The sequence below is a fragment of the Arcticibacter svalbardensis MN12-7 genome (assembly GCF_000403135.1).
GTDB lineage: Bacteria > Bacteroidota > Bacteroidia > Sphingobacteriales > Sphingobacteriaceae > Arcticibacter > Arcticibacter svalbardensis.
In genome coordinates this window covers 1-24,659 of record NZ_AQPN01000139.1, presented here as the reverse complement: position 1 = coordinate 24,659, position 24,659 = coordinate 1, and the positions used below count along the sequence as shown (strand labels likewise).

Here is a 24,659-nt window from a genome sequence, read left to right as displayed (position 1 = left end):
AAGCTTATTCAGAAACACAAACTTTAGCCTTTATGAAATTAAATGATTCACAAGCCAACTTACCAGCATATAACAAGCCCTGAATAATGAAAAAAAATGAATTTGATATAATTGTGATTGGTGCTGGTTCCGGGGGATTAAGTGTTGGTCTGTTTATGAACCAGGCGGGGTTCAAAGTCCTCATGGTTTCCAAGTCTGATCTGGATATCGGTGGAGATTGCCTAAACGATGGCTGTGTACCTAGTAAGGCACTGATACATGTAGCAAAAATTATTAAACAGGCTAGGGATGCCACCCAATTTGGATTAGAAGTAAACGGGAAAGCAGATATTGAAAAAGTTATTGATTATATCCAGGCAAAGCAAACTTTAATTAGAACGCATGAAAGTGCCGAGTGGTTGCGAGAACAAGGAATTACTGTCGCCTTAGGCAATGCTTCTTTTACAGGGAAAAATAAAATTAAGGTGGACAGTCAATTGTATTCGGCAAAAAGAATAGTGATCGCCACTGGATCCAAACCTCGGAAACTTAAGGTTGAGGGAATAGAAAAGGTTAAATACTATGACAATGAAAGCATTTTTCACTTGGGTAATTTGCCTGAAAAGATTTTGTGCATTGGAGGTGGTCCAATAGGAATTGAAATAGCACAGGCGCTATCCCGGTTAGGAAGCCAGGTCACAATTGTAAATCATGGAGAAGAAATATTGGAGCATGATGATCCTGCAGTTACTTTTATTTTGTTGCAGCAACTGCAGAAAGAGGGCATCAGGTTTTCGCTAGCCTCTAAGGTTGAACGTTTTACCTCAGCCACTGAAGCCGTGATAACATCAAAATCAGGCAAAACAAAGACCATGAAATTCGATGCTGTTTTTGTAGCAATTGGTCGTGAATTGTCACTGGAATCCCTTGATTTAGACAAGGCAAATATCGATTTTGATAAAAAGCATATAATTAAGGACAGTTATTTAAGAACAACCAACAAGAACGTTTTGGTTTGTGGCGATGTTGCAGGAGATCTTCAGTTCTCACATGCCGCTGAGTTTCATGCCAGGATCATCCTGAATAATCTCTTCTCTCCTTTAAAAAAGAAATTGGATAACAAACATATGTCCTGGGTAACCTTTACCGATCCAGAATTGGCCACTTTTGGTTTGAGTGAGGCGAAATTAGAAGAAAAAAACATTGCCTATCGAAGATTGGAAAAGGATTTTGCAGCAGATGATAGAGCGGTGGTGGACGATTACAGCTACGGAAAATTAGTGTTATTTGTAAGTCAGTCCGGGTTTTTAAAGAAGCAAAGACTATTGGGCGGTACTATGGTTGCGCCAAATGCTGGAGAGCTTATTCAGGAACTTGTGCTTGCCAATTCATCAAATATTTCCATTAAAGCTATTTTTAATAAAATTTACCCTTACCCGGTTGCATCCAGAATTAATCAGGGATTAATTACCGACCTAATGTCTGAAGGCCTAACACCTATTGCCAAAGCATTTTTACGCAAAGCATATCAATTTTTTAGCTAATGGAGTGGTGGCAAGCATTTAAAGACTGGTTTTTATCACTCGGGGGGAAATACAATGTAAACCCATTTATATTTGGCGCCATATATTTGGGTGCCATTCCTTTTTTCTTCGCCTGCTTGTATTGGACGGTGAAAAATATCAGAAATAAAAAATCAATATTTCTCCCTGTATTGTTGACTGGTTTCTTCTTCGTTTCAGCTTACTTGTATCTCATCCTTGTTGGTAAAAACATTCCGGTATGGGTATATGTCTTTATAGCGATCATGATTATATATGGCGTATATTCAGCTATCGGAAAAGTGAGATCAAAGATAAAATGATATGGATTTAATTGCTAAGTTATTCGACAAAAGAGCAGCACCGATATTGAGTGTTTTATTTGTAGTACTTTTTGTGCTCGAGCAAAAGCGCAAACTCAGGAAAATTACACAGCCACTAAAGAAAAGGATACCCACCAATGCAATAGTTGCCATACCTGCATTTGTTTTGCTTCGTTTGCTGTTTTTACCCTTGATGGTTAAGCTGGCTTTTCATAATAAATATTATGAAGTAGGGCGTCAATTAAACCTGCCGCCAATTCTTCGGTGGGTAATAACTTTTTTAATCCTGGATTATGGTAATTACCTTTGGCATGTGGTCAATCATAAAATTCCACTGCTTTGGCGGTTTCACTTGGTGCACCATACAGATCTCGACTTGGATACCACTACGGCATTCCGCTTTCATTTTGGAGAGATGATTGGCTCTGTTTTTTCTCGTGGACTTTTTGTATTACTCGCCAATGCATCTGCCAAACAAGTATTATATTATGAACTGCTTTTCGAGGCGGCTACCCAATTTCACCATAGTAATATTAAGATACCCATTAAAAAGGATAACCTATTGAATAAGCTGATTGTTACGCCAAGAATGCACGGTATTCACCATTCAGTAAATAAGGACGAAACCAATAGTAACTATTCGGTTATCTTTTCATTTTGGGATAGGATACATCGTACATTTAACGCTAAACCTAAACAGCAACAACTCATTATCGGAGTTCCGGCATATAGAGACGCCAAACTAATGACGCCCACGGCTTTATGGAGTATGCCATTTAAAAAGCAGGTAATAGAAAAACCAAATTAGTTTAAATCAGTAATGCATGTCGTGTGATTTTAAAATCAAGGCGAAACAAGATATGGTGCAGACCTATCATATCGCGCTTCAGGAAATAAAACGGTTTAATGTTCAGTATACTGGTGATGATACAGGTCGTAAATTTAAACTGGCAATTTTAGGGATATGGATGAAGATGGCGAATTGAAATTAGCCCCGGGTATGATCTTACTTTTTCAAGTGGCCCGAGTGGAGAACAAAGCACAATGGTCATGGGTGAGGGCAGAAATCCTACTACCAGCCATTTAGTGAAACTTGGACAGTGATAAAGTTAACCAGGAAGCAGATGGATGAAATCATTGACCAAACGAAAAGTTCTTTGGCAAATTGGACTTGTCTGGCGCAAAGCATAATATTACGAGGACCAATACTAAACTTATTACAAATGCCATCAACGGTAGTAAATGATCAGGTGTAACTCCTTAAACCATATCAGTTAAAGAAGGTTTAATTGATATCTATATAATATTCACTTGTAAAAAGCGGATGAAGAAATTCTTGGGATGATCCTATAAGCACAGCGGATTTTACTCCATTCAACTATTTTGTAATAAATAGCAAATCAATGATTTAATTCACATTATTTTACATATTTTTGCAATCCTTTAAAAAAACGAAAGGAGGTATATTAGCATATGATTATTATCAACGTAAAAGACGGCGAGTCATTAGATAAAGCCCTTAAACGATTCAAGAAGAAATTCGAGAAGACCGGTGTATTAAGAGAATTGCGCAGCCGTCAGGCTTATGAGAAAAAGTCTGTAACCCGTCGTACTATCGTTAAACGTGCCGTATACAAACAAAATCTTAACCTTGAGGTAATTTAAAATTCGTTATAAATTAATACATTAAAAACTATTTGTATATTGCATAACATGTGATACGCAAATAGTTTTTGATGTTTATAGAGAAATTCAGCAATTATATTCTATACGAAAAGCGATTTTCCGTGCACACCACGGAGGCCTATTTACAGGACTTGAATCAGTTTAAGGCTTTTCTTTCTGTACGACAGCTTGAGTTTGACACTGTTAATTATCAGGATGTACGGGAATGGCTGGTTACTTTGCTCCAATTATGTGGTCCGCGTACCATAAACCGGAAGTTATCCTCTTTGCGCGCATTTTATAAGTTTCTAAATAGGGAAGGACTTATAGAAAACAATCCATTACTTCAGATCAAGACTTTAAAAATGCCCAAGCGGTTGCCAGACTACCTGGAACAGGATGATCTGAATATTCTGCTTGACAGCAACACCTATTTTTCCAACGATTTTCAGGGCTTAAGGAATAAGCTGATCATTGAGCTATTATTTGGCACAGGGATTCGTTTGTCTGAGCTGCTCAGTTTAAATGAAAATGATATTAATCTATATGAGGAAAACGTGCTTATCAATGGGAAAAGAAACAAACAAAGGCTAGTTCCATTGAACAAATCGCTTATTGAATTAATAAAACAGTACATTAGGGAAAAACATACGCAAGGTTTCGATTGTAATTTAAGTGTATTAATCTTAACTGATAAGGGTGAAGCAGCGTACTCAGGTCTAATTTATCGGATCGTAAAAAAGCATTTAGCTTATATAACGACCAGAGATAAAAAAAGTCCACATGTATTACGACATTCTTTTGCGACAAATTTGCTAAATAATGGAGCTGATTTGAATTCTATAAAAGAATTATTGGGCCATTCGAGTTTGGCTTCAACGGAAGTATATACCCATAATACAGTTGAGCGTTTAAAATTAATTTATAAACAAGCCCATCCAAAGGCTTAAAAAAGGAGGCAAAATGAAAATTAGTGTTCAGTCAATCCACTTCACAGCTGACAAAAAGTTGTTAGCTTTTATCCAGAAAAAGGCAGATAAATTAGATCAGATGTCGGATCAGATAGTAAGTGGGGAAATTTATTTAAAGCTAGAGAATACGGTAAGCGAGGAAAATAAGATCACTGAAATCAAAGTTATTTTACCTGGTGGTCAGCTGTTTGCAAAAGAGCAATGTAAGACATTTGAAGAAGCAACTGATCTGGCAATAGAATCGCTGAAAAGACAAATTGATAAACATAAGATTAAAACGAAGCCTCATTTAAGTAATCATAAGGCAGAAATTGAAGTTCTTCCAACGGAAGATTTGTAACAGAATAAGTAAAATTTAAACGTAAACTGGCAGTTTAACCACTGTCAGTTTTTTTTAAAATAAATTTTGTGGGGTACGTATTTTTTGTAGATTTGCAATCCCTTTCCGAGAGGTTCTAACGTGGAAATTTGAACAGGAAAAGGGTTGTTCTTTAAAAGTTTAAATTAATATTTTTTATATAGAAAAATCTCTTATCTTTGCAGCCCATTAACGATCGAGTTAATGTTTTGAAAATAAAGAGTAAAAATTGCCTCCTTAGCTCAGCTGGTAGAGCAACTGACTTGTAATCAGTAGGTCATTGGTTCGATCCCGATAGGAGGCTCCAGTTTGGAGATTGTAATGATCGACAATCAGGCTGGGGGGATACCAGAGCGGTCAAATGGGATGGACTGTAAATCCATTGCTTCGGCTACGAAGGTTCGAATCCTTCTCCCCCCACCAAAATCTTAGATTTTGAAGTTACGTTTCCTTTATGGATTCGAAACTTTAAAGTCCGGGACTGGAAGTTTTAAGAAATAAAATAAGCGGAAGTAGCTCAGTTGGTAGAGCGATAGCCTTCCAAGCTATAGGTCGAGAGTTCGAACCTCTTCTTCCGCTCCATTTTAACAGTAAGCAGTCGGCAGTTTGCCGTTTGCCGTTTGCAGTTTTGTGTTTCAGGGTATGGTGAATGCAAACTGTAGAATGACGAATAAGCCGATGTAGCTCAGCGGTAGAGCACTTCCTTGGTAAGGAAGAGGTCATGGGTTCAATTCCCATCATTGGCTCGGTTAAGGTATATAATCAAATACAATTAAAATAAAATTAACCTACTAATTAGTATAAAAAAATGGCAAAAGAAAAATTTGACCGCAGTAAGCCACACTTAAATATCGGTACAATCGGTCATGTTGACCACGGTAAAACAACTCTTACTGCAGCTATCACTAAGGTTTTAGCTGATGCTGGGTTTTCTGAAGCACGTTCATTTGAATCAATTGACTCTGCTCCAGAAGAAAAAGAAAGAGGTATCACAATTAATACTGCTCACGTTGAGTATTCTACAGCAAAACGTCACTATGCACACGTTGACTGTCCAGGTCACGCGGATTACGTTAAGAACATGGTTACTGGGGCAGCTCAGATGGACGGTGCGATTATTGTAGTTGCTGCTACTGATGGTCCTATGCCACAAACTCGTGAGCACATCCTTTTGGCTCGCCAGGTTGGTGTTCCTTCATTGGTTGTTTTCATGAACAAGGTGGACATGGTTGATGATCCTGAGTTGTTGGAATTAGTAGAAATGGAAATTCGTGAACTATTATCGTTCTACGATTATCCAGGTGATGATATTCCTGTTATTCAAGGTTCAGCTCTAGGTGGTTTAAATGGTGATCCAAAATGGGTTCCTAAAATTCTGGAATTAATGGATGCTGTAGATAGCTACATTCCTATTCCTCCACGTTTAACTGAGCTTCCTTTCCTTATGCCGGTTGAAGATGTATTCTCGATTACTGGTCGTGGTACTGTTGCAACAGGACGTATTGAACGTGGTATTATCAACTCAGGTGAGCCCGTTGAAATTCTTGGAATGGGTGCTGAAAACCTTAAATCAACTGTTACAGGTGTTGAGATGTTCCGTAAGATCCTTGATAGAGGTGAAGCTGGTGATAACGTAGGTTTATTGTTACGTGGTATTGAAAAAACTGATATCCGTCGTGGTATGGTTATTTGCAAACCAGGTACTGTAACTCCTCATACAAACTTCAAAGCTGAGGTTTATGTATTATCAAAGGCTGAAGGTGGACGTCACACTCCTTTCTTCAACAGATACCGTCCTCAATTCTATTTCCGCACAACAGATGTTACAGGTGAAATTACTTTAGCTGAAGGTGTTGAAATGGTTATGCCAGGTGATAACGTTACGATTACTGTTGAGTTGATCAATGCAATCGCAATGGAAAAAGGTCTACGTTTTGCAATCCGTGAAGGTGGTAGAACAGTAGGTGCTGGTCAGGTAACTGAAATTATTAAATAGTCAGATAAAGCTTTAGGGCTTATTCAGATACAATAAATTACAAAATACTCAGAATTTTTCTGAGTATTTTGTTCTAATAAAGGTTTATTATTCATCTCGAAGGAGAATTTAATTTACGGGAATAGTTCAACGGTAGAATAGAGGTCTCCAAAACCTTTGATCAGGGTTCGAATCCTTGTTCCCGTGCTTAAAGTTTGCAAATATGTCTAACGTAGTTTTGTTTCTTAAAGATTCATATGAGGAAATGACACATAGAGTGTCATGGCCAACTTGGGCTGAATTGCAAAATTCTGCTGTAATAGTTTTGGTTGCTTCAGTAATCATTGCCCTATTAGTATTGGCGATGGATGAATCTGTAGGTAACTTATTGAAATTATTCTACCATTCAGTTGAAACTAAATAATGAATGCAATTATGAGTGATCAGCTTAAATGGTATGTTGTCCGTGCGGTTAGTGGTAAAGAAAAGAAAGTAAAGCAATATCTTGAAGCAGAGATAAATCGTTTGGGTATGGCACATTTGTTGCCGCAGGTATTGATCCCGATGGAGAAATACTACCAGATGAAGGAAGGTAAAAAAATCGCGAAAGAACGCAATTACTATCCTGGTTATGTTTTGATTGAAGCTGTTTTGGATGCGGAATTAGAGCATGTTATTAAAAATATTACCAGCGTTATAGGCTTCCTTGGCGAAGGTAAGGGTGGCGCAGCAGTTCCAATGCGTCCTGCAGAGGTGAATCGGATACTAGGTAAGGTAGACGAAATGAGCCAGCAGAGTGAAACTATGAATGTCCCTTATTATGTTGGCGAAAATGTCAAAGTAATGGATGGTCCTTTTAATGGTTTTACTGGTGTGATTGAAGAAGTTAATGAAGAGAAGAAAAAGTTGAAGGTGATGGTTAAAATCTTCGGACGCCGTACTCCACTCGAACTTAACTACATGCAGGTAGAAAAAGAATAAATTTTATAAGGGCTTAAATGTTACAGCTTCCAACTATTAACATTGAAGTAATAAATAAATAAACAAAAATGAAAGAGGTCAGTGCCTTAGTAAAGTTACAAATCAAGGGTAACGCTGCAAATCCTTCACCTCCCGTAGGTCCCGCATTGGGTGCAAAGGGTGTGAATATCATGGAGTTTTGCAAGCAGTTCAATTCTAGAACCCAAGATAAGCCAGGTAAAATATTACCGGTTGTAATTACAGTCTATGCTGATAAGTCTTTTGATTTTATCATTAAAACCCCACCGGTAGCAGTCCAATTATTGGAAGCTGCAGGTCTGAAAAGTGGATCGGCAGAATCCAATCGTAAGAAGGTTGCTGCTATTTCCTGGGATCAGGTAACAACAATTGCTACTGATAAAATGCCGGACTTAAATGCCTTTACTGTAGAGTCTGCTATGAAAATGGTAGCAGGTACAGCACGTAGTATGGGAATTACCATTTCTGGTAATGCACCCTGGAACAGTTAATTAATTAAATCAGTTAAGAAGTGGCTAGATTATCAAAAAATCAAAAAATGGCACTCTCCAAAATTGAGGTTGGGAAGTCATATTCTTTAGTTGATGCTGCGGCATTGGTTAAAGAAATCACGACTGCCAAATTTGATGCTTCCGTAGATATCGATGTTCGTTTGGGCGTTGATCCTCGTAAAGCAAATCAAATGGTACGTGGTATTGCGACTCTACCTCATGGTACAGGCAAGACTGTTCGTGTTTTAGCTTTAGTAACTCCTGATAAGGAAGAAGAAGCTAAAGCTGCAGGAGCAGATTTTGTAGGACTGGATGAGTATATCGCCAAAATAGAGGGGGGATGGACAGATGTGGATATCATTATCACCATGCCTAGTGTGATGGCAAAAGTAGGTAGACTTGGACGTATATTAGGTCCACGTAACCTGATGCCAAATCCAAAGTCTGGTACTGTAACTACAGATGTAGGAAAAGCAGTAACAGATGTTAAAGCAGGTAAAATTGACTTCAAGGTTGACAAGACTGGAATTATCCATACGTCAATTGGAAAAGCATCTTTTAGTGCTGATAAAATTTACGAAAATGCGTTGGAGGTTCTTCAAACATTAAGTAAATTAAAACCGTCAGCATCAAAGGGAACATATTTTAGGAGTGTTCATATCTCTTCTACTATGTCACCTGGAATAAAAGTTGAAACTAAATCAGTAGGGGGAATCTAATCATGAGAAAAGAAGAGAAACAAGAAATTGTTCAAGCCCTTACCGAACAGATTAAAGAATACGGTAATTTCTACATCACCGATACTGCTAATCTTTCAGTTGCAAAGGTAAATAAGATCAGACGTAAGTTTTTTGAAAACGGAATCACAATTCAGGTAGCAAAAAATACGTTAATCCTTAAAGCTATTGAAGCAGCCGGTGTAGATCCTACAGAGTTCAGTGCAGTGTTAAAAGGTGCCTCGAGCATATCATTTTCAACAGTAGCCAACGCTCCTGCGAAATTGATCAAGGAACTTAGAAAAACTGGTGAGAAACCACTTTTAAAAGGTGCTTATATTGATAGCGCTATATTTATTGGTGACAACCAGTTAGAAGCACTAGTTACCCTTAAATCTAAGGAAGAACTTGTTGGAGACGTTATTGGATTGTTACAATCTCCTGCTAAGAACGTTATTTCTGGATTATTATCTGGCGGTGCGAAACTTGCAGGCTTAGTTAAAACATTACAAGAAAGAGGTTAAGTAAGGCACCTGTAAGCTCTTACAATTTAAAAGAAATATATTAAAATTTAAATACAATGGCAGATTTAAAAGCGTTTGCTGAGCAATTAGTAAACTTGACTGTAAAAGAAGTTAACGAGCTAGCTCAGATCTTAAAAGATGAATATGGTATCGAACCTGCTGCTGCTGCAGTAGCCGCTGCTGCTCCCTCTCATGATGGACCTGCTGCTGTTGAGGAAAAAACTACGTTTGACGTGATCCTTAAAGAAGCAGGTGGTGCTAAATTAGCAGTTGTTAAATTGGTAAAAGACCTTACTGGTCTTGGACTAAAAGAAGCAAAAGATTTAGTTGACGGTGCTCCGAAAGAAGTAAAAACCGGCGTATCTAAAGAAGAAGCTGAAACCCTGAAGAAACAATTAGAAGACGCAGGAGCTGTAGTTGAAGTTAAGTAATTTCTTGACTCAATAAATTTATACTTTAGACTCCGGTTTTCACCGGGGTCTATTGTTGTTTGTATTGTACCCATAGTTGTTTGACTTACGACATGGATAACAAGATGCCCGATAAGTCACAGTTTTGATAAACTAAAATCGTAATCCATTGGCAACCAAAAATCAAAGCGAAAGAATAAACTTTGCGACCAGCAAACACGTGATCGACTATCCCGATTTTCTGGATGTGCAACTGAAATCTTTCAGGGAGTTTTTTCAGCTCGAAACAACCTCTGACAACCGCCATCAGGAAGGATTGTTTAAGGTTTTTGCTGAAAACTTCCCGATTTCTGATTCAAGAAACATCTTCGTTTTAGAGTTTCTTGATTATTTTGTAGATCCACCCCGGTATTCCATTCAGGAATGTATTGAACGTGGTTTAACTCACAGTGTTCCATTAAAAGCAAAATTGCGTTTGTCATGTAATGATGAAGAGCATGAGGACTTTGAAACAATTGTTCAGGACGTTTATTTGGGAACTATCCCATATATGACTCCTAAAGGAACATTTGTTATCAATGGAGCTGAACGTGTGATTGTATCTCAATTGCACAGGTCACCAGGAGTGTTCTTTGGACAAAGCCGTCATACTAACGGTAGTAAATTGTATTCAGCCCGTGTGATTCCATTTAAGGGATCATGGATTGAGTTCGCAACTGACGTAAATAACGTCATGTATGCTTACATTGACCGTAAGAAAAAGTTTCCGGTTACAACCTTGCTTCGTGCAATTGGTTATGATTCGGATAAAGATATTCTTGAGTTATTTGAACTTGCTGATGAGGTTAAGGTCAGTAAATCAGGATTAAAGAAATATGTAGGTCGTAGGCTTGCAGCAAGGGTTCTGAAGAAGTGGGTAGAAGACTTTGTGGATGAAGATACAGGTGAGGTAGTTTCTATCGACCGTAACGAAATCATCCTGGAGCGTGAAACTGTACTTTCTGAAGATCATATCGATATGATCATTGATGCAGGTGTTAAAAGTATTATCCTGACAAAGGAAGATGCTTCTAATAACGCAGATTATTCGATTATATACAACACGCTTCAAAAGGATACTTCTAACTCCGAAAAAGAGGCCGTGGAACACATCTACAGGCAGTTACGTAACGCAGAACCACCTGATGAAGAAACTGCACGTGGAATTATCGACCGCTTGTTCTTCTCAGACAAACGTTATGATTTAGGAGATGTAGGTCGTTACCGTATCAACCGTAAGTTAAAGCTTAGTACTTCTGAAGAAACTAAGGTCCTTACTAAGGATGATATTATTGCAATTGTTAAATATCTGATCAAACTGATCAACTCTAAGGCTGAAGTGGATGATATTGACCATTTATCTAATCGTCGTGTACGTACGGTAGGTGAGCAATTATATGCTCAATTTGGTGTTGGTTTGGCTCGTATGGCAAGAACAATTCGTGAACGTATGAACATTCGTGATAACGAAGTGTTTACACCAACGGATTTGATCAATGCACGTACGTTGTCATCGGTGATCAACTCTTTCTTTGGTACCAACCAGTTATCCCAGTTTATGGATCAAACCAATCCACTTGCTGAGATTACACATAAACGCCGTCTTTCGGCGTTAGGCCCTGGTGGTCTTTCCAGAGAACGTGCTGGTTTCGAAGTTCGTGACGTTCACTATACGCATTATGGTCGTCTTTGTACAATTGAGACTCCGGAAGGTCCGAATATTGGATTGATCTCTTCTCTTGCTGTACATGCGAAAATAAACAATCTTGGATTTATCGAAACTCCTTATCTTAAGGTAGATAAAGGGCGTGTGGTAGTTGAAGAACCTGTTATTTATCTTTCTGCTGAAGATGAGGATGGAAAAACCATTGCTCAGGCGAATGCCCATTATGATGAACACGGTGTTTTTGCAACTCCTAAGGTTAAAGCCAGATTTGAAGGTGACTTCCCGGTTATTGAACCGGAGAGACTTGATTTAATTGACATTGCTCCGAATCAGATTACTTCAATCGCAGCGTCATTGATTCCTTTCCTTGAGCATGATGATGCTAACCGTGCCTTAATGGGTTCGAATATGCAACGTCAGGCTGTTCCATTATTGCGTCCGGAAGCTCCTGTAGTTGGTACAGGTCTTGAAGGTCGTGTGGCACGTGATTCACGTACCTTGATTAATGCGGAAGGCAGTGGTGTGGTTGATTATGTTGATGCAAATGAAATCCGTATTATTTATGATCGTAATGATGATGATATATTGGTTTCTTTCGACGGCGAGTCAAAATCATATAACTTAATTAAATTTAAGAAAACGAATCAGAGCACTTGTATCAACTTGAAGCCTATTGTTAAAAAAGGACAACGGGTTGAAAAGGGTGAGGTTCTTTGTGAAGGATACGCTACACAAAATGGTGAATTAGCATTGGGTAGAAATCTTAAAGTGGCATTTATGCCTTGGCAGGGTTTCAACTTTGAGGATGCTATTGTAATCTCTGAGCGTGTAGTATCCCAGGATATCTTCACTTCATTACACATTGAAGAATTCGAACTTGAAGTTCGTGATACGAAACGTGGTGAAGAAGAATTGACTCCTGATATTCCTAATGTTTCTGAAGAAGCTACTAAGGATCTTGATGAGAATGGCATCATTCGCGTTGGGGCTGAAGTAAAAGAAGGTGATATTTTGATTGGTAAGATTACTCCGAAAGGTGAATCTGATCCTTCTCCTGAAGAAAAACTATTAAGAGCTATCTTTGGTGATAAAGCAGGTGATGTGAAAGATGCTTCGTTGAAGACTCCTCCTTCTATAAGGGGTGTGGTTATTGACACTAAGCTGTTCTCACGTGCGAAGAAAACTTCTAAGGCTGAAGAAAAGGCACAATTGGAAAAACTAGATGCTTCTCATAACAGAGCATCCAAGAGTCTGAAAGAAAGTCTGATTGAAAAGTTGTTCACTATCGTAAATGGTAAGACTTCGCAAGGAGTGTTTAATGTTTACAAGGAGCTTCTTGTGCCTAAGGGTGCTAAGTTTACGCAGAAAATACTTACTGAGTTGGAATATGCCAACATCAATCCTACAAAATGGACTACTGATGATGACAAAAACGACTTGATTAAATCTTTACTGCATAACTATAACATCAAGCTTAACGAAGAACTTGGTGGTTACAAGAGAGACAAGTTTGCAATCAGTGTTGGTGATGAGTTACCTTCAGGTATTGTTCAGATGGCTAAGGTTTATATTGCCAAAAAGCGTAAGCTTAAGGTTGGTGATAAGATGGCTGGTCGTCACGGAAACAAGGGTATTGTGGCAAGAATCGTTCGCGATGAAGATATGCCATTCCTTGAAGACGGAACACCTGTAGATATCGTGCTTAACCCACTGGGTGTACCTTCCCGTATGAACCTTGGACAGATTTACGAAACTGTATTAGGCTGGGCAGGTAAAGAACTTGGATTAAAGTTTGCTACACCGATCTTTGATGGTGCTTCACATGAAGAAGTAGAAGAATGGGTTGCTAAAGCCGGGGTTCCACCTTCAGGCCGTACCTATTTATACAATGGCTTAACCGGCGACCGTTTCGATCAGCCAACAACTGTAGGTATTATCTATATGTTGAAACTTGGTCACATGGTTGATGATAAAATGCATGCTCGTTCAATAGGACCATATTCATTGATTACACAACAACCATTGGGTGGTAAAGCTCAATTTGGGGGTCAGCGTTTTGGTGAAATGGAAGTTTGGGCACTTGAAGCATTTGGAGCAGCTAATATTCTTCAGGAAATATTGACCGTTAAATCGGATGACGTGGTAGGACGTGCTAAGACTTATGAAGCGATTGTTAAGGGGGAAACCCTTCCAACTCCTTCAGTTCCGGAATCATTCAACGTATTGGTTCATGAATTAAGAGGTCTGGGCTTAGATATCACGTTAGATTAGTTACAAAGGTTTAACTTTATAAAGAGATATGTCTTATAAAAAGGATAATAAAATAAAGAGTAATTTCACATCGATTACGATAAGCTTGGCCTCTCCAGAATCAATTCTGGAGCGTTCAAGCGGTGAAGTTTTAAAGCCTGAAACGATTAATTATCGTACTTACAAACCGGAACGTGATGGTTTATTTTGTGAGCGTATATTCGGTCCTGTAAAGGATTACGAATGTCATTGCGGTAAATACAAACGAATCCGTTATAAGGGTATCGTTTGTGATCGTTGCGGTGTTGAGGTAACAGAGAAAAAAGTACGTCGTGAGCGTATGGGACACATCAATCTTGTTGTTCCCGTAGCGCATATCTGGTACTTCCGTTCTTTACCTAATAAAATTGGTTACTTACTAGGCTTACCTACTAAGAAACTTGATCTTATCATTTATTACGAGCGTTATGTTGTTATTCAGCCCGGTATTAAAGAGGCTGATGGTATCAACAAAATGGATTTTCTTACTGAAGAAGAATATTTAGATATTCTGGATACGCTTCCTAAAGAAAATCAATATCTTGATGATAAAGATCCTCAAAAGTTTCTTGCCAAGATGGGAGCGGAAGCTCTTGAAGAATTATTAAAACGTCTTGACCTTGATCAGCAATCATATGATCTTCGTCACCAGGCTGCTAACGAAACTTCTCAGCAACGTAAAAATGAAGCACTTAAACGTCTTCATGTTGTAGAATCTTTTAGGGGTGCGCGTAAAAACATTGAAAATCGTCCTGAATGGATGATCGTTAAGATCGTTCCTGTTATACCTCCTGAGTTACGTCCTTTAGTTCCTCTGGAAGGTGGCCGTTTTGCTACTTCGGATTTAAATGATTTATACCGTCGTGTAATTATCCGTAACAATCGTTTGAAACGTTTGATCGAGATTAAGGCTCCGGAAGTAATTTTACGTAATGAAAAACGTATGTTACAGGAAGCTGTTGACTCTTTATTCGATAATTCACGTAAAGTAAATGCGGTTAAAACTGAAGGGAATCGTGCCCTTAAGTCTCTTTCAGATATTCTGAAAGGTAAACAAGGTCGTTTCCGTCAGAATCTATTAGGTAAACGTGTGGATTATTCAGCTCGTTCGGTAATTGTTGTTGGACCGAGCTTGAAACTTCATGAGTGTGGTTTGCCTAAGGATATGGCTGCTGAATTGTTCAAACCGTTTATCATTCGTAAGATGATAGAAAGAGGTGTGGTTAAAACAGTGAAGTCTGCTAAGAAAATCGTTGACCGTAAGGATCCTATCGTTTGGGATATTCTAGAAAACGTACTAAAAGGACATCCGGTATTGCTTAACCGTGCACCTACGCTTCACCGTTTAGGTATCCAATCTTTTCAGCCAAAACTGATTGAAGGTAAAGCGATCCAGTTGCACCCTCTTGTATGTACTGCCTTTAATGCGGATTTTGACGGTGACCAGATGGCTGTTCATTTACCTTTGGGTCACGCTGCCGTATTGGAAGCTCAGATTTTGATGCTTGCGTCTCATAATATTCTGAATCCTGCTAATGGTACTCCTATTACTGTACCTTCTCAGGATATGGTTTTGGGTCTTTATTATATTACTAAAGGCCGTAAGACTGAAGAAGGACATATCATTAAGGGACAAGGTCAGACTTTCTATTCTGCTGAAGAAGTGATCATTGCTTACAATGAAAGGAAGATCGATCTTCATGCATTTATTAAGGTAAAGGCAAAAGAGAAAGAGAAAGACGGTACTATTGTCAGCAAAATCATCGATACTACTGTAGGTCGTGTACTATTTAATGAAATGGTACCGGAAGAAGTGGGTTATATCAACGAACTTTTAACTAAGAAATCACTTCGTGATATTATTGGTGAGGTAGTTAAAGCTACTGGTATGGCACGTGCCGCTCAATTCCTTGATGATATTAAGGAATTAGGTTTCCGGATGGCGTTCCATGGTGGTCTTTCCTTTAATCTTCAGGATTTAAATATTCCGGAGGCTAAGGTTACATTGATTGCTCAGGCTACTAAGGAAGTTGAAGAGGTAATGAGTAACTATAACATGGGTTTCATTACCAATAACGAGCGTTATAATCAGATTATTGATATCTGGACTCGTATCAACAATCGTTTAACAGCGAATGTGATGGATATTTTGTCTAGCGATAATCAAGGTTTCAACTCGGTATATATGATGCTTGACTCAGGAGCACGTGGTTCAAAGGAGCAGATTCGTCAGCTTTGCGGAATGCGTGGTCTGATGGCTAAGCCTCAGAAATCAGGTTCAGGAGGTGAAATTATTGAAAATCCAATTCTGTCTAACTTTAAAGAAGGACTAACGGTATTGGAATACTTTATCTCTACTCACGGTGCACGTAAAGGACTTGCAGATACAGCTTTGAAAACAGCGGATGCGGGTTATTTAACTCGTCGTTTGCATGACGTTGCTCAGGACATGATCGTGAGTGAAACTGATTGCGGTACTTTAAGAGGTACTTATACCACTGCGCTAAAGGATAATGAAGATATTGTTGAACCATTATACGACCGGATTTTAGGTAGAACATCATTACATGATGTTTATGATCCTATCACTGGTGGACTTTTGGTTTATGCAAATCAGGATATTACTGAAGACATTGGTCACAATATTGAAAATTCATCACTTGAAGGTATCGAAATTCGTTCCGTTCTTACTTGCGAGAATAAAAGAGGTGTTTGTGCGCTATGTTATGGTCGTAACCTTGCATCTGGTAAACGTGTTCAGGCTGGTGAAGCTGTCGGTGTTATTGCTGCACAGTCCATTGGTGAACCGGGAACACAGTTAACACTTCGTACGTTCCACGTTGGGGGTACTGCATCGAATATTGCTGCTGAATCTCAGATCAACGCAAAGTTTGAAGGTATTATTGAATTTGAAAATATCAGAACAGTTCCTTACGTAACTGAAGAAGGTCCGGTAGAAGTAGTTCTTGGACGTTCAGGTGAGTTCCGTATCATAGAAGCTGGAACAGGAAGAATGATTATGACAAATAACATTCCTTACGGTTCTTACTTGTATGTTAAAGAAGGACAACAGTTGGTAAAAGGCGACAGAATTTGTAGCTGGGATCCATACAATGCGGTTATCATCTCTGAATTTACTGGTAGAGTTGCTTTTGAAGCGGTAATTGAAGGCGTTACTTTCCGTGAAGAGTCTGATGAGCAGACTGGTCACAGAGAAAAAGTAATCATTGATACTCGTGATAAGACAAAGAATCCGGTAATTCAAATTGCTGATGGTCAGGCTCAGATTGTTAAGGGATATAACATTCCGGTAGGAGCTCATATCTCGGTTGATGAAGGTGCTAAGATTACAATGGGAGAGGTAATTGCTAAGATACCTCGTTCAACTGGTAAAACAAGGGATATTACGGGTGGTCTTCCACGTGTAACGGAACTGTTTGAAGCTCGTAACCCATCAAATCCTGCCGTTGTAACTGAAATTGATGGAGTGGTAACTTTGGGTGGTGTGAAACGTGGTAATCGTGAGATTTCTATTGAATCTAAAGATGGTCAGCTTAAGAAATATCTTGTGCCTCTATCTAAACACATCCTTGTACAGGATAATGACTTCGTTAAAGCTGGAATGCCATTATCTGATGGTTCAATTTCTCCTGCTGATATTTTATCAATTAAAGGTCCGGCTGCGGTTCAGGAATACCTGGTAAATGGTATTCAGGAAGTTTACCGTCTGCAGGGTGTGAAGATAAATGACAAGCATTTTGAAGTTATTGTTCACCAGATGATGCAGAAAGTTCAGATTGAAGATCCAGGTGATACTCGTTTCCTTGAAAAGGATGCGGTTGATCGTTGGGACTTTATGATTGAAAATGATGATATCTATGACAAGAAGGTAGTTACCGAGGCAGGTGATTCTCCAAACTTTAAAGCTGGTCAGATTATTTCTGTCCGTAAGTTAAGGGATGAGAATTCTGTTCTTAAACGTAAGGATCTGCAATTGGTTGAAGCGCGCGATGCTATCGCAGCAACATCCAGTCCGGTTCTTCAGGGAATTACCCGTGCGTCATTAGGTACGAAGTCATTTATTTCAGCAGCTTCTTTCCAGGAAACTACTAAGGTTCTGAATGAAGCAGCGATCAGTGGAAAACGTGATAATTTGTTAGGTCTTAAAGAGAATGTAATTGTAGGTCACCTGATTCCTTCAGGTACTGGTTTACGTAGCTATGAACGTATCATAGTTGGTTCTCAGGAAGAGTATGATAAATTATTGGCGTCTAAACTAGAAGAAGCGGTTTAAATTAAATCAAATATTATTCGTAAAGTCCCCCTAATTTAGGGGGACTTTTTTATTTTTACATTATGGAAGAACAGAATACAGATAATCAGTTAAATATTGAATTATCAGAAGAAATTGCAGAAGGAATTTATTCAAATCTTGCTATAATTACTCATTCCAACACTGAATTCGTATTGGATTTTATCAGAGTAATGCCAGGAGTGCCAAAGGCAAGAGTTAAATCGAGGATTATATTAACACCCGAGCATGCAAAAAGACTCCTCAGTGCGCTTGAAGATAATATTCAAAAGTTTGAAGAACAGAATGGAAGAATAAAGATACAAAAGGATAATGGTGTGCCGCTTACTTTTGGAGGTCCAACAGCACAAGCTTAATTTAAGCTGTGGCGATTTAAAAACCTCCTATGTTAGCATATTGTTATTTGATAAGGATAACATAGCTTATGTCAAAGTAGCCGTTTCAATGGTTAACCATTAATTGCAAAATCATAATATGCTCAGCATTGGTTACAGGATGAAAGAGAATGACTTTCAAGATGGATATCCTACGGTAAGGTGCCTTTTTGAAGATCTTTTTTGGTGAATTAGATATAAATTTTTGGCTTGTTTAAATCTCAAAATCGGTAGTTCTTATTTTTGTTGACTAATATGGGAGATTATACCCCTGTAATCTTCTGGATGAAACCAAGTTATATCTGGATCTTTCCTGAACCAGGTAAGTTGACGTTTAGCAAACCTTCTGGTATTCTGCTTAATTTTATCTATTGCTTGCTCCAAGCTAGAAGAACCATCCAAATAGTCAAATATTTCAGCGTAACCTACTGTATTTAAGGCATTGAGATGTCTGAATGGTTTTAATTTATCCACTTCATCTACTAATCCAGCTTGAATCATCATGTCCACTCTTTTGTTGATCCTTTCATAAAGCAATGGTCTATCCATATTTAACCCTATTTTGATTGAACTAAAGGGCCGGTTTAGTTTTATAGAATTTGACCTATATAGGGAGAAAGGTTGTCCTGTGGACATGCAAACTTCCAAAGCTCTTATAAGGCGTTGAGGGTTATTTAAATCAACTTCTTTGGCATAGGAAGGATCAAGTTCCAACAATTGATCCTGGAGAGTTTGAATTCCTTTATCGGCATATTCCTTATTTAAGAAATCTCTTACTAGTGGATCGACATCAGGAAACTCATCAAAACCCTCACAAACAGCCTTAATAAATAAACCTGATCCTCCAACTAAAACAGCTGTATTCTTTTTCTTGTAGATTTCATTCAGTTGATGTAGGGTTTCATTTTCAAAACGGCCTGCTGAGTAAGACTCCTCTATGGAAATGGAATCTATAAAGTGATGTTTCACTGTTCCTAATTCGGTTTGATTTGGCTTAGCTGTCCCAATGCTCATTTCTTTGTAAAATTGCCTTGAATCTGCCGATATAATTTCAGTGTCATAATTCAAAGCAACCTTAATGGCAAGTTCAGTTTTACCAATAGCAGTAGGTCCGGCTATAACAATTAGCGCGTTATGAGAACCCATATATTTTTGTAAGAAAAGTGCTTTTAGTAGTCGTCTTTATTCTTGTTATTGTCATATTCGTCGGAATCGGAACTGTCGTTATCAGAAAAACCATCTGCAAATTCATCTTCATCATCTTCAGAAGTACCACCATTTAATTCTTCTACAGAATCAACCGTATCCATGTCATCCGTTTCTTCCTCACTATAGCCGTATTCAGTTTCATTAAGGAAATCAAATCCCTCATCCTCTTCTGTAGTTGTTGGAGGAACAGGTATTGTACCCGGCATTTTTGGAGCTTCACCAATACTTCTGGAAAGAAAGGGGTATTGCTTACCGCTTTCCTCTTCAAGAATTTTGACTAGTTCTACATGAAAGTCATAGGGACGTTCAAAATTAAAAGTATAGTAAAATTTTTGGTGTGGATCATCAATAAAGCGGCTCAATTTAGTGTTTGCCATGAGCGCAACACCTCTATCAATTTTTCTTTGAGAGGGGAGGTATGCAATTTCATCACTTTTGATCCAGTAATCGTTACAGACGAAAAAAGAGGAAGCCATCTCCGGATTATACCCAGTACTTTTATGTATCGCAAGATGTAAATCCTCAAATGTTTGGGTTGACTTAATATCGATATCCCGCACTACGTCGTCGTAATCTTCAAAAGTAACCTTGAATCGGTAAATAGCCATGACAAGTTTTATGTTTTATGCGAAATAAAAAATTGCGTATCATTAACGCCCCCTATTTCGGATTGTTTGAAATTATTTTAAATAATAGTATTCTTTTGAAAGAGGCCCAGTTCTTTACCTTTATCAATCATGTAAGACATTGCTTCTTCGCGAGAATTTTTGATTTCACCCTCAAGAATTGCTTCTCTGATTTGATTTTTAATAATACCTACTTCACGTCCAGCCTTAATTCCGAATGTTTCCATAATATCAAGGCCAGATACAGGTGGTTGCCAGTTTCTTATTTGATCCCGTTCCTCTACATCTTTTAACTTTTGCTTAACCAGCTCAAAGTTATTTCTATATTTTTTCTTTTTATACTCATTCTTAGTTGTAACGTCGGCATGGCAGAGTAACATTAAAGCCTCAATATCTTCACCTGCATCAAAAAGTAAACGCCTTACAGCTGAATCAGTAACTACATCTTGTGCAATAACGATTGGTCTGAGGTGTAATTGTACTAATTTTTGAACAAACTTCATTTTTTCATTCAATGGAAGCTTGAGCTGAGTAAATATTTTAGGAACCATACGTGCCCCACGATCTTCATGGCCATGGAATGTCCATCCATGATCAGGGTCAAAGCGTTTAGTAGCAGGCTTTGCTATATCATGCAATATCGCCGCCCAACGTAACCATAAATCATTGCTTGTTTCGGCAATGTTGTCTAAAACTTCTAATGTATGGTAAAAATTATCTTTATGTCCCTTGCTATTAATAAGTTCAACACCATATAATTCCGTTATCTGAGGGAAGATGAGATGAAGCAGACCGGTATCAAATAGGTAATTAAAACCGATGGATGGTTTTGGAGATAAAATAATTTTATTGAGCTCATCCATAATACGCTCGGTAGAAACAATGGATATTCGCTCTTTAAATGACTTAATGGCTTCGAAGGCTTTCTCTTCTATAGTAAAATTTAATTGTGATGCAAAGCGTATAGCCCTCATCATTCGCAATGGATCATCAGAAAATGTCGCTGTTGGATTTAAAGGTGTACGTATGATTTTTTCTTTCAGATCATCAATACCATGGAAAGGATCTACTAATGCTCCGAAATTTGATGTGTTCAGAGAGATAGCCAGCGCATTAATAGTGAAATCACGCCTGAACTGATCATCTTCAAGAGTGCCATTTTCAACTATAGGTTTTCTTGAATCTGTTCGGTATGATTCTTTACGTGCACCAACAAACTCAACTTCATGGTCTTTAAAGCGAAGCATGGCTGTGCCGAAATTTTTAAATACGGATACATTGGTTTTGAGTACAGTGGCAGCTGCTTCTGCAAACTCAATTCCATTTCCGATAATCAGTATGTCAATATCTTTAGATGGCCTTTTTAGGAAAATATCTCTTACAAATCCGCCAATAACATACGTTTCTACACCTCTCTCGTCAGCTAGTTTATTGAGTTTTCTAAATAAAGGATTTTTAAGGTGTTGCTTCATAAAACACGTTTCCCTAATCCTACTTCTTATTTAAAGAATACGATTGGGGAATGCAAAATTAATGTATTTTGATTATTTTGAACTGTCTAATTTGAAATTCCAGTAATTGGTTCAGGTTTTGTCTACTTCCTGATAAATGAAAAGCGGCCATCTGGCTCAATTTTCATGATAGTAGAAGACTTTTTCTTCGACATATCAGCTTGTTCCAGATCCACAACATAATCGACACCCTCTATAATAGTTTCTGAAATCTGTGAAAAATTTTCAGGTGAGGGCTCTCCACTCAGATTAGCTGAAGTAGAAACAATTGGTTTTTTAAATTTTTGAATTAGCTGTTTGCAGAAATTATGATTAGAGATTCTGATTCCTATACTTCCATCTTCATGAATAACATTAGATGCCAAATTCTTGGCATTGGAATAAATTATAGTAAGTGGGTTTTCTGCATATTCAATTAAATCGTATGCAATATCAGGAACTTCCGATACATAGGAAAGTAGTTTGTTGTCTGAATCGAGAAGTATAACCAGGCTTTTGCTGGAATCACGGCCTTTAAGCTTATAAATGCGTTCAACAGCCTCTACGTTTGTTGCATCACAACCAATACCCCAAATGGTGTCGGTAGGATAAAGGATAAGTCCCCCGGATTTAAGTACTTCAAGTGCCTTTGTTATTTCAGCATTCATTAATTATAGCAGTTAGTTATTCGATAATGGAGTATCAATGGCTTTTATATTCATAGTACTCATTTATAGAAATTCCTGCAAGATAAGATAATAAATTTGGCCAAATGATGTTTTCTGATTATTAGCTTGTTTTATAATAAATTGCCTCTTAAATGATGGAGTGTCATTTTTTATTAAGTTGGGCATAATAGCATGCTATCATTTGCTGTGCAAGCAAATCGCTATCAAACTTTTGTACATACTTTAGTCCTGCAATCTTCATTTTATTTTGAAGAATGGAATCACTCAAAATACCATTTAGTGCTTTTGCCAATGCCGAACTGTCATTTGGATCAATATAGACACTTTCAGGTCCGCCGGCCTCTTCCAAACAGGATCCTTTAGCCGCAACTACAGGGATGCCTGAATATAAAGCTTCTATCACAGGGATTCCAAAGCCCTCATAAAATGAGGGATAAACAAACACACTAGCCATTTGATAAATAGCCGGAAGATCAATGAAAGGGAGATCCTTCAGGAAAATTACCCGATCTGATAGGTTTAATGATTTTATTTGAGCTCTTACCTGATCCGCATAAGGTTGATTTCTACCTACCACGACCAGCTTGCAAGTAGGATCGATATCTTTTAGTGCATTAATAAGCAACAATAAGTTTTTCCTGGGTTCTATCGTGCCTACATTCAATACATATTTATCGGGTAATGTATATTTTGCTTTGATTGAATCTTTAAATTCCTGTGATTGGTTTTGCTTAAACGCTTCATCACAACTTTGATAAATGACCTTTATCTTTTCTTCCTTTATGTTGTAAAATTCAATTAGATCTTGTTTCGTTTTTTGACTTATTGCAACAATACAGTCGCAATTTTTTGCGGCATACCTTGTCTTGAAATTATAGATGAACCGATCTATGGCCTTATAATAATTAGGATAGCGTAAAAAAATTAGGTCATGAATACTTACAATGCTTTTGATTCCAGTAGATTGGATGCCAAAAGGAATTTCATTACTCAACCCATGGTAAAGTACTATGTTGTCTTTTTTAAGTTGACTTTTTATTCCAAAGCTTCTCCAGATCAAGGATAATGAATTTTTATTCGGGAGTTTTAATTCAATTCCATCGGTATTAAGAAAAGTATCAATCTGTTTCGATTTTTTTTGTTTAGGTGCATAAACAAAATATTGGTTATCTGGGAATAGTTTCGCTAATTGCACAATTAAAGATCGACTGTAATTTCCTAGTCCAGTGAGATTATTTGCCGCTCTCTTTCCATCAAAACCAATTCTCATTATGCTTTATTAAATAGTTTTATTGTTTGTTATCAGATAAAAGTATTGTGAAACAATCTCCATATTATCATTCAGACATTAAAAAGATCTTCATGTCTTCCTGGGATTCAGCAGGTCATTTTTGATCTGATTGCCGTACGATTAGATGCCTTTATATAAAATTATCACTAATTAACGGCTGTTATAGGTATAAAACAGTTAACCGCTGCATGTTTTTAACCTGCATAAACCTAAAATAAGTTCATGCAGGTTTTTGAAACAGGTTATACTGCTACGTTATTTTCTCTTAAAGCATTGTTTAGCGAGGTTTTTTTATCAGTGGATTCTTTCCGTTTTCCAATAATCAGTGCGCAGGGAACATGAAATTCTCCAGCAGGAAATTGCTTCGCATAAGTTCCAGGAATAACAACTGAACGGGCGGGAATAATTCCTTTATATTCCACTCGTGAACTACCTGATACATCAAAGATCTTTGTAGAAGCAGTAAGCACTACGTTGGCTCCTAATACAGCCTCTTCTTCAACCCGAACACCTTCAACCACAATAGCGCGGGATCCAATGAAACAATTATCTTCAATAATTACCGGTGCTGCCTGTACAGGTTCTAATACGCCACCAATGCCCACACCACCACTTAGATGAACATGTTTTCCAATTTGCGCACATGAGCCAACCGTAGCCCAAGTGTCTACCATGGTACCTTCGTCAACAAATGCACCTATATTGACATACGAAGGCATAAG

The 24,659-nt window shown here is 38.0% G+C and carries 23 protein-coding genes and 5 tRNA genes; 22 read left to right on the top strand and 6 right to left on the bottom strand.

The genetic code is table 11. The annotated features are described in order from the left end of the window. Positions 1 to 86: 86 nt before the first annotated feature. The 22 genes from ADIARSV_RS18090 to ADIARSV_RS17990 all read left to right on the top strand — a co-directional run bounded on the left by ADIARSV_RS18090 (position 87) and on the right by ADIARSV_RS17990 (position 18,614). The gene (locus ADIARSV_RS18090; RefSeq protein ID WP_040300606.1) at positions 87 to 1,523 is read left to right on the top strand and encodes a dihydrolipoyl dehydrogenase family protein; all 1,437 of its coding nucleotides are present in this window, start codon (positions 87 to 89) and stop codon (positions 1,521 to 1,523) included. Then, positions 1,523 to 1,843 (top strand): hypothetical protein, encoded by a 321-nt coding sequence (locus tag ADIARSV_RS18085; protein ID WP_016197102.1) that lies wholly within the window; start codon positions 1,523 to 1,525, stop codon positions 1,841 to 1,843. Before ADIARSV_RS18090 ends, ADIARSV_RS18085 begins: the two co-directional genes overlap by 1 nt. 1 nt (position 1,844) lies before the next feature. Then, complete coding sequence (locus ADIARSV_RS18080) at positions 1,845 to 2,651, top strand: sterol desaturase family protein (RefSeq protein ID WP_016197101.1); 807 nt, start codon at positions 1,845 to 1,847, stop codon at positions 2,649 to 2,651. Between the two features lie 16 nt (positions 2,652 to 2,667). Beyond that, a complete protein-coding gene (locus ADIARSV_RS21975; protein WP_016197100.1) occupies positions 2,668 to 2,829 on the top strand; it encodes a hypothetical protein in 162 nt (53 codons plus the stop codon). Positions 2,830 to 3,316: 487 nt separating this feature from the next. Further along, the gene (gene rpsU / locus ADIARSV_RS18075; RefSeq protein WP_016197098.1) at positions 3,317 to 3,508 is read left to right on the top strand and encodes a 30S ribosomal protein S21; all 192 of its coding nucleotides are present in this window, start codon (positions 3,317 to 3,319) and stop codon (positions 3,506 to 3,508) included. Between the two features lie 71 nt (positions 3,509 to 3,579). Continuing rightward, positions 3,580 to 4,458, top strand: a complete 879-nt coding sequence (locus ADIARSV_RS18070; protein WP_040300605.1) for a tyrosine-type recombinase/integrase — start codon at positions 3,580 to 3,582, stop codon at positions 4,456 to 4,458. 13 nt (positions 4,459 to 4,471) lie between these two features. Next, positions 4,472 to 4,819: a ribosome hibernation-promoting factor, HPF/YfiA family gene (gene hpf / locus ADIARSV_RS18065; protein WP_016197096.1), complete on the top strand. Its 348-nt coding sequence runs from the start codon at positions 4,472 to 4,474 to the stop codon at positions 4,817 to 4,819. Between the two features lie 249 nt (positions 4,820 to 5,068). Beyond that, positions 5,069 to 5,144: transfer RNA gene (locus ADIARSV_RS18060), tRNA-Thr, on the top strand. Between the two features lie 32 nt (positions 5,145 to 5,176). Continuing rightward, a tRNA-Tyr gene (locus tag ADIARSV_RS18055) sits at positions 5,177 to 5,260 on the top strand. A gap of 83 nt (positions 5,261 to 5,343) precedes the next feature. Beyond that, positions 5,344 to 5,419, top strand: a tRNA-Gly gene (locus ADIARSV_RS18050). Between the two features lie 92 nt (positions 5,420 to 5,511). Continuing rightward, positions 5,512 to 5,583: transfer RNA gene (locus tag ADIARSV_RS18045), tRNA-Thr, on the top strand. A gap of 62 nt (positions 5,584 to 5,645) precedes the next feature. Next, positions 5,646 to 6,833: an elongation factor Tu gene (gene tuf / locus ADIARSV_RS18040; protein WP_016197095.1), complete on the top strand. Its 1,188-nt coding sequence runs from the start codon at positions 5,646 to 5,648 to the stop codon at positions 6,831 to 6,833. 115 nt (positions 6,834 to 6,948) lie between these two features. Next, positions 6,949 to 7,019: transfer RNA gene (locus ADIARSV_RS18035), tRNA-Trp, on the top strand. Between the two features lie 16 nt (positions 7,020 to 7,035). After that, the gene (gene secE, locus ADIARSV_RS18030) at positions 7,036 to 7,236 is read left to right on the top strand and encodes a preprotein translocase subunit SecE (RefSeq protein WP_016197094.1); all 201 of its coding nucleotides are present in this window, start codon (positions 7,036 to 7,038) and stop codon (positions 7,234 to 7,236) included. Between the two features lie 11 nt (positions 7,237 to 7,247). Further along, a complete protein-coding gene (gene nusG, locus ADIARSV_RS18025; protein ID WP_040300607.1) occupies positions 7,248 to 7,793 on the top strand; it encodes a transcription termination/antitermination protein NusG in 546 nt (181 codons plus the stop codon). Positions 7,794 to 7,861: 68 nt separating this feature from the next. Then, the gene (rplK, locus tag ADIARSV_RS18020) at positions 7,862 to 8,302 is read left to right on the top strand and encodes a 50S ribosomal protein L11 (RefSeq protein WP_016197092.1); all 441 of its coding nucleotides are present in this window, start codon (positions 7,862 to 7,864) and stop codon (positions 8,300 to 8,302) included. 20 nt (positions 8,303 to 8,322) lie between these two features. Continuing rightward, entirely contained in the window at positions 8,323 to 9,021 is a 699-nt protein-coding gene (gene rplA / locus ADIARSV_RS18015; RefSeq protein WP_016197091.1) for a 50S ribosomal protein L1, read from the top strand. 2 nt (positions 9,022 to 9,023) lie between these two features. Further along, positions 9,024 to 9,542, top strand: coding sequence for a 50S ribosomal protein L10 (gene rplJ, locus ADIARSV_RS18010; protein ID WP_016197090.1), 519 nt, complete (start codon positions 9,024 to 9,026; stop codon positions 9,540 to 9,542). 56 nt (positions 9,543 to 9,598) lie between these two features. Beyond that, positions 9,599 to 9,973, top strand: coding sequence for a 50S ribosomal protein L7/L12 (gene rplL / locus ADIARSV_RS18005; protein ID WP_016197089.1), 375 nt, complete (start codon positions 9,599 to 9,601; stop codon positions 9,971 to 9,973). Between the two features lie 148 nt (positions 9,974 to 10,121). Next, positions 10,122 to 13,928, top strand: coding sequence for a DNA-directed RNA polymerase subunit beta (gene rpoB, locus ADIARSV_RS18000; protein WP_016197088.1), 3,807 nt, complete (start codon positions 10,122 to 10,124; stop codon positions 13,926 to 13,928). 28 nt (positions 13,929 to 13,956) lie between these two features. Further along, positions 13,957 to 18,240: a DNA-directed RNA polymerase subunit beta' gene (gene rpoC / locus ADIARSV_RS17995; protein WP_016197087.1), complete on the top strand. Its 4,284-nt coding sequence runs from the start codon at positions 13,957 to 13,959 to the stop codon at positions 18,238 to 18,240. A 62-nt stretch (positions 18,241 to 18,302) separates the two neighbouring features. Beyond that, entirely contained in the window at positions 18,303 to 18,614 is a 312-nt protein-coding gene (locus tag ADIARSV_RS17990) for a DUF3467 domain-containing protein (protein ID WP_016197086.1), read from the top strand. A 255-nt stretch (positions 18,615 to 18,869) separates the two neighbouring features. Here ADIARSV_RS17990 and miaA read toward each other — a convergent pair whose 3' ends face one another. The 6 genes from miaA to ADIARSV_RS17960 all read right to left on the bottom strand — a co-directional run. Continuing rightward, positions 18,870 to 19,778 carry a tRNA (adenosine(37)-N6)-dimethylallyltransferase MiaA gene (gene miaA, locus ADIARSV_RS17985; RefSeq protein ID WP_016197085.1) on the bottom strand — a complete coding sequence of 303 codons (909 nt, stop codon included), beginning with the start codon at positions 19,776 to 19,778 and terminating at the stop codon, positions 18,870 to 18,872. Between the two features lie 23 nt (positions 19,779 to 19,801). After that, the gene (locus ADIARSV_RS17980; protein ID WP_016197084.1) at positions 19,802 to 20,449 is read right to left on the bottom strand and encodes an IS1096 element passenger TnpR family protein; all 648 of its coding nucleotides are present in this window, start codon (positions 20,447 to 20,449) and stop codon (positions 19,802 to 19,804) included. A 77-nt stretch (positions 20,450 to 20,526) separates the two neighbouring features. Next, positions 20,527 to 21,939 (bottom strand): CCA tRNA nucleotidyltransferase, encoded by a 1,413-nt coding sequence (locus tag ADIARSV_RS17975; protein ID WP_016197083.1) that lies wholly within the window; start codon positions 21,937 to 21,939, stop codon positions 20,527 to 20,529. A gap of 122 nt (positions 21,940 to 22,061) precedes the next feature. Next, entirely contained in the window at positions 22,062 to 22,625 is a 564-nt protein-coding gene (locus ADIARSV_RS17970; RefSeq protein WP_016197082.1) for an L-threonylcarbamoyladenylate synthase, read from the bottom strand. 163 nt (positions 22,626 to 22,788) lie between these two features. Continuing rightward, positions 22,789 to 23,916, bottom strand: a complete 1,128-nt coding sequence (locus ADIARSV_RS17965) for a glycosyltransferase family 4 protein (protein WP_016197081.1) — start codon at positions 23,914 to 23,916, stop codon at positions 22,789 to 22,791. A gap of 263 nt (positions 23,917 to 24,179) precedes the next feature. Beyond that, on the bottom strand, positions 24,180 to 24,659 hold a 480-nt coding region (locus tag ADIARSV_RS17960; protein ID WP_040300602.1), incomplete at its 5' end, for a 2,3,4,5-tetrahydropyridine-2,6-dicarboxylate N-succinyltransferase.

What these genes read in the sequence shown, in the direction of transcription:
- ADIARSV_RS18090 (WP_040300606.1), top strand. Translation starts at nt 87, where the DNA reads ATGAAAAAAAATGAATTTGATATAATTGTGATTGGTGCTGGTTCCGGG.
- ADIARSV_RS18085 (WP_016197102.1), top strand. Translation starts at nt 1,523, where the DNA reads ATGGAGTGGTGGCAAGCATTTAAAGACTGGTTTTTATCACTCGGGGGG.
- ADIARSV_RS18080 (WP_016197101.1), top strand. Translation starts at nt 1,845, where the DNA reads ATGGATTTAATTGCTAAGTTATTCGACAAAAGAGCAGCACCGATATTG.
- ADIARSV_RS21975 (WP_016197100.1), top strand. Translation starts at nt 2,668, where the DNA reads ATGTCGTGTGATTTTAAAATCAAGGCGAAACAAGATATGGTGCAGACC.
- rpsU (WP_016197098.1), top strand. Translation starts at nt 3,317, where the DNA reads ATGATTATTATCAACGTAAAAGACGGCGAGTCATTAGATAAAGCCCTT.
- ADIARSV_RS18070 (WP_040300605.1), top strand. Translation starts at nt 3,580, where the DNA reads ATGTTTATAGAGAAATTCAGCAATTATATTCTATACGAAAAGCGATTT.
- hpf (WP_016197096.1), top strand. Translation starts at nt 4,472, where the DNA reads ATGAAAATTAGTGTTCAGTCAATCCACTTCACAGCTGACAAAAAGTTG.
- tuf (WP_016197095.1), top strand. Translation starts at nt 5,646, where the DNA reads ATGGCAAAAGAAAAATTTGACCGCAGTAAGCCACACTTAAATATCGGT.
- secE (WP_016197094.1), top strand. Translation starts at nt 7,036, where the DNA reads ATGTCTAACGTAGTTTTGTTTCTTAAAGATTCATATGAGGAAATGACA.
- nusG (WP_040300607.1), top strand. Translation starts at nt 7,248, where the DNA reads ATGAGTGATCAGCTTAAATGGTATGTTGTCCGTGCGGTTAGTGGTAAA.
- rplK (WP_016197092.1), top strand. Translation starts at nt 7,862, where the DNA reads ATGAAAGAGGTCAGTGCCTTAGTAAAGTTACAAATCAAGGGTAACGCT.
- rplJ (WP_016197090.1), top strand. Translation starts at nt 9,024, where the DNA reads ATGAGAAAAGAAGAGAAACAAGAAATTGTTCAAGCCCTTACCGAACAG.
- rplL (WP_016197089.1), top strand. Translation starts at nt 9,599, where the DNA reads ATGGCAGATTTAAAAGCGTTTGCTGAGCAATTAGTAAACTTGACTGTA.
- rpoC (WP_016197087.1), top strand. Translation starts at nt 13,957, where the DNA reads ATGTCTTATAAAAAGGATAATAAAATAAAGAGTAATTTCACATCGATT.
- ADIARSV_RS17990 (WP_016197086.1), top strand. Translation starts at nt 18,303, where the DNA reads ATGGAAGAACAGAATACAGATAATCAGTTAAATATTGAATTATCAGAA.
- miaA (WP_016197085.1), bottom strand. Translation starts at nt 19,778, where the DNA reads ATGGGTTCTCATAACGCGCTAATTGTTATAGCCGGACCTACTGCTATT.
- ADIARSV_RS17980 (WP_016197084.1), bottom strand. Translation starts at nt 20,449, where the DNA reads ATGGCTATTTACCGATTCAAGGTTACTTTTGAAGATTACGACGACGTA.
- ADIARSV_RS17975 (WP_016197083.1), bottom strand. Translation starts at nt 21,939, where the DNA reads ATGAAGCAACACCTTAAAAATCCTTTATTTAGAAAACTCAATAAACTA.
- ADIARSV_RS17970 (WP_016197082.1), bottom strand. Translation starts at nt 22,625, where the DNA reads ATGAATGCTGAAATAACAAAGGCACTTGAAGTACTTAAATCCGGGGGA.
- ADIARSV_RS17965 (WP_016197081.1), bottom strand. Translation starts at nt 23,916, where the DNA reads ATGAGAATTGGTTTTGATGGAAAGAGAGCGGCAAATAATCTCACTGGA.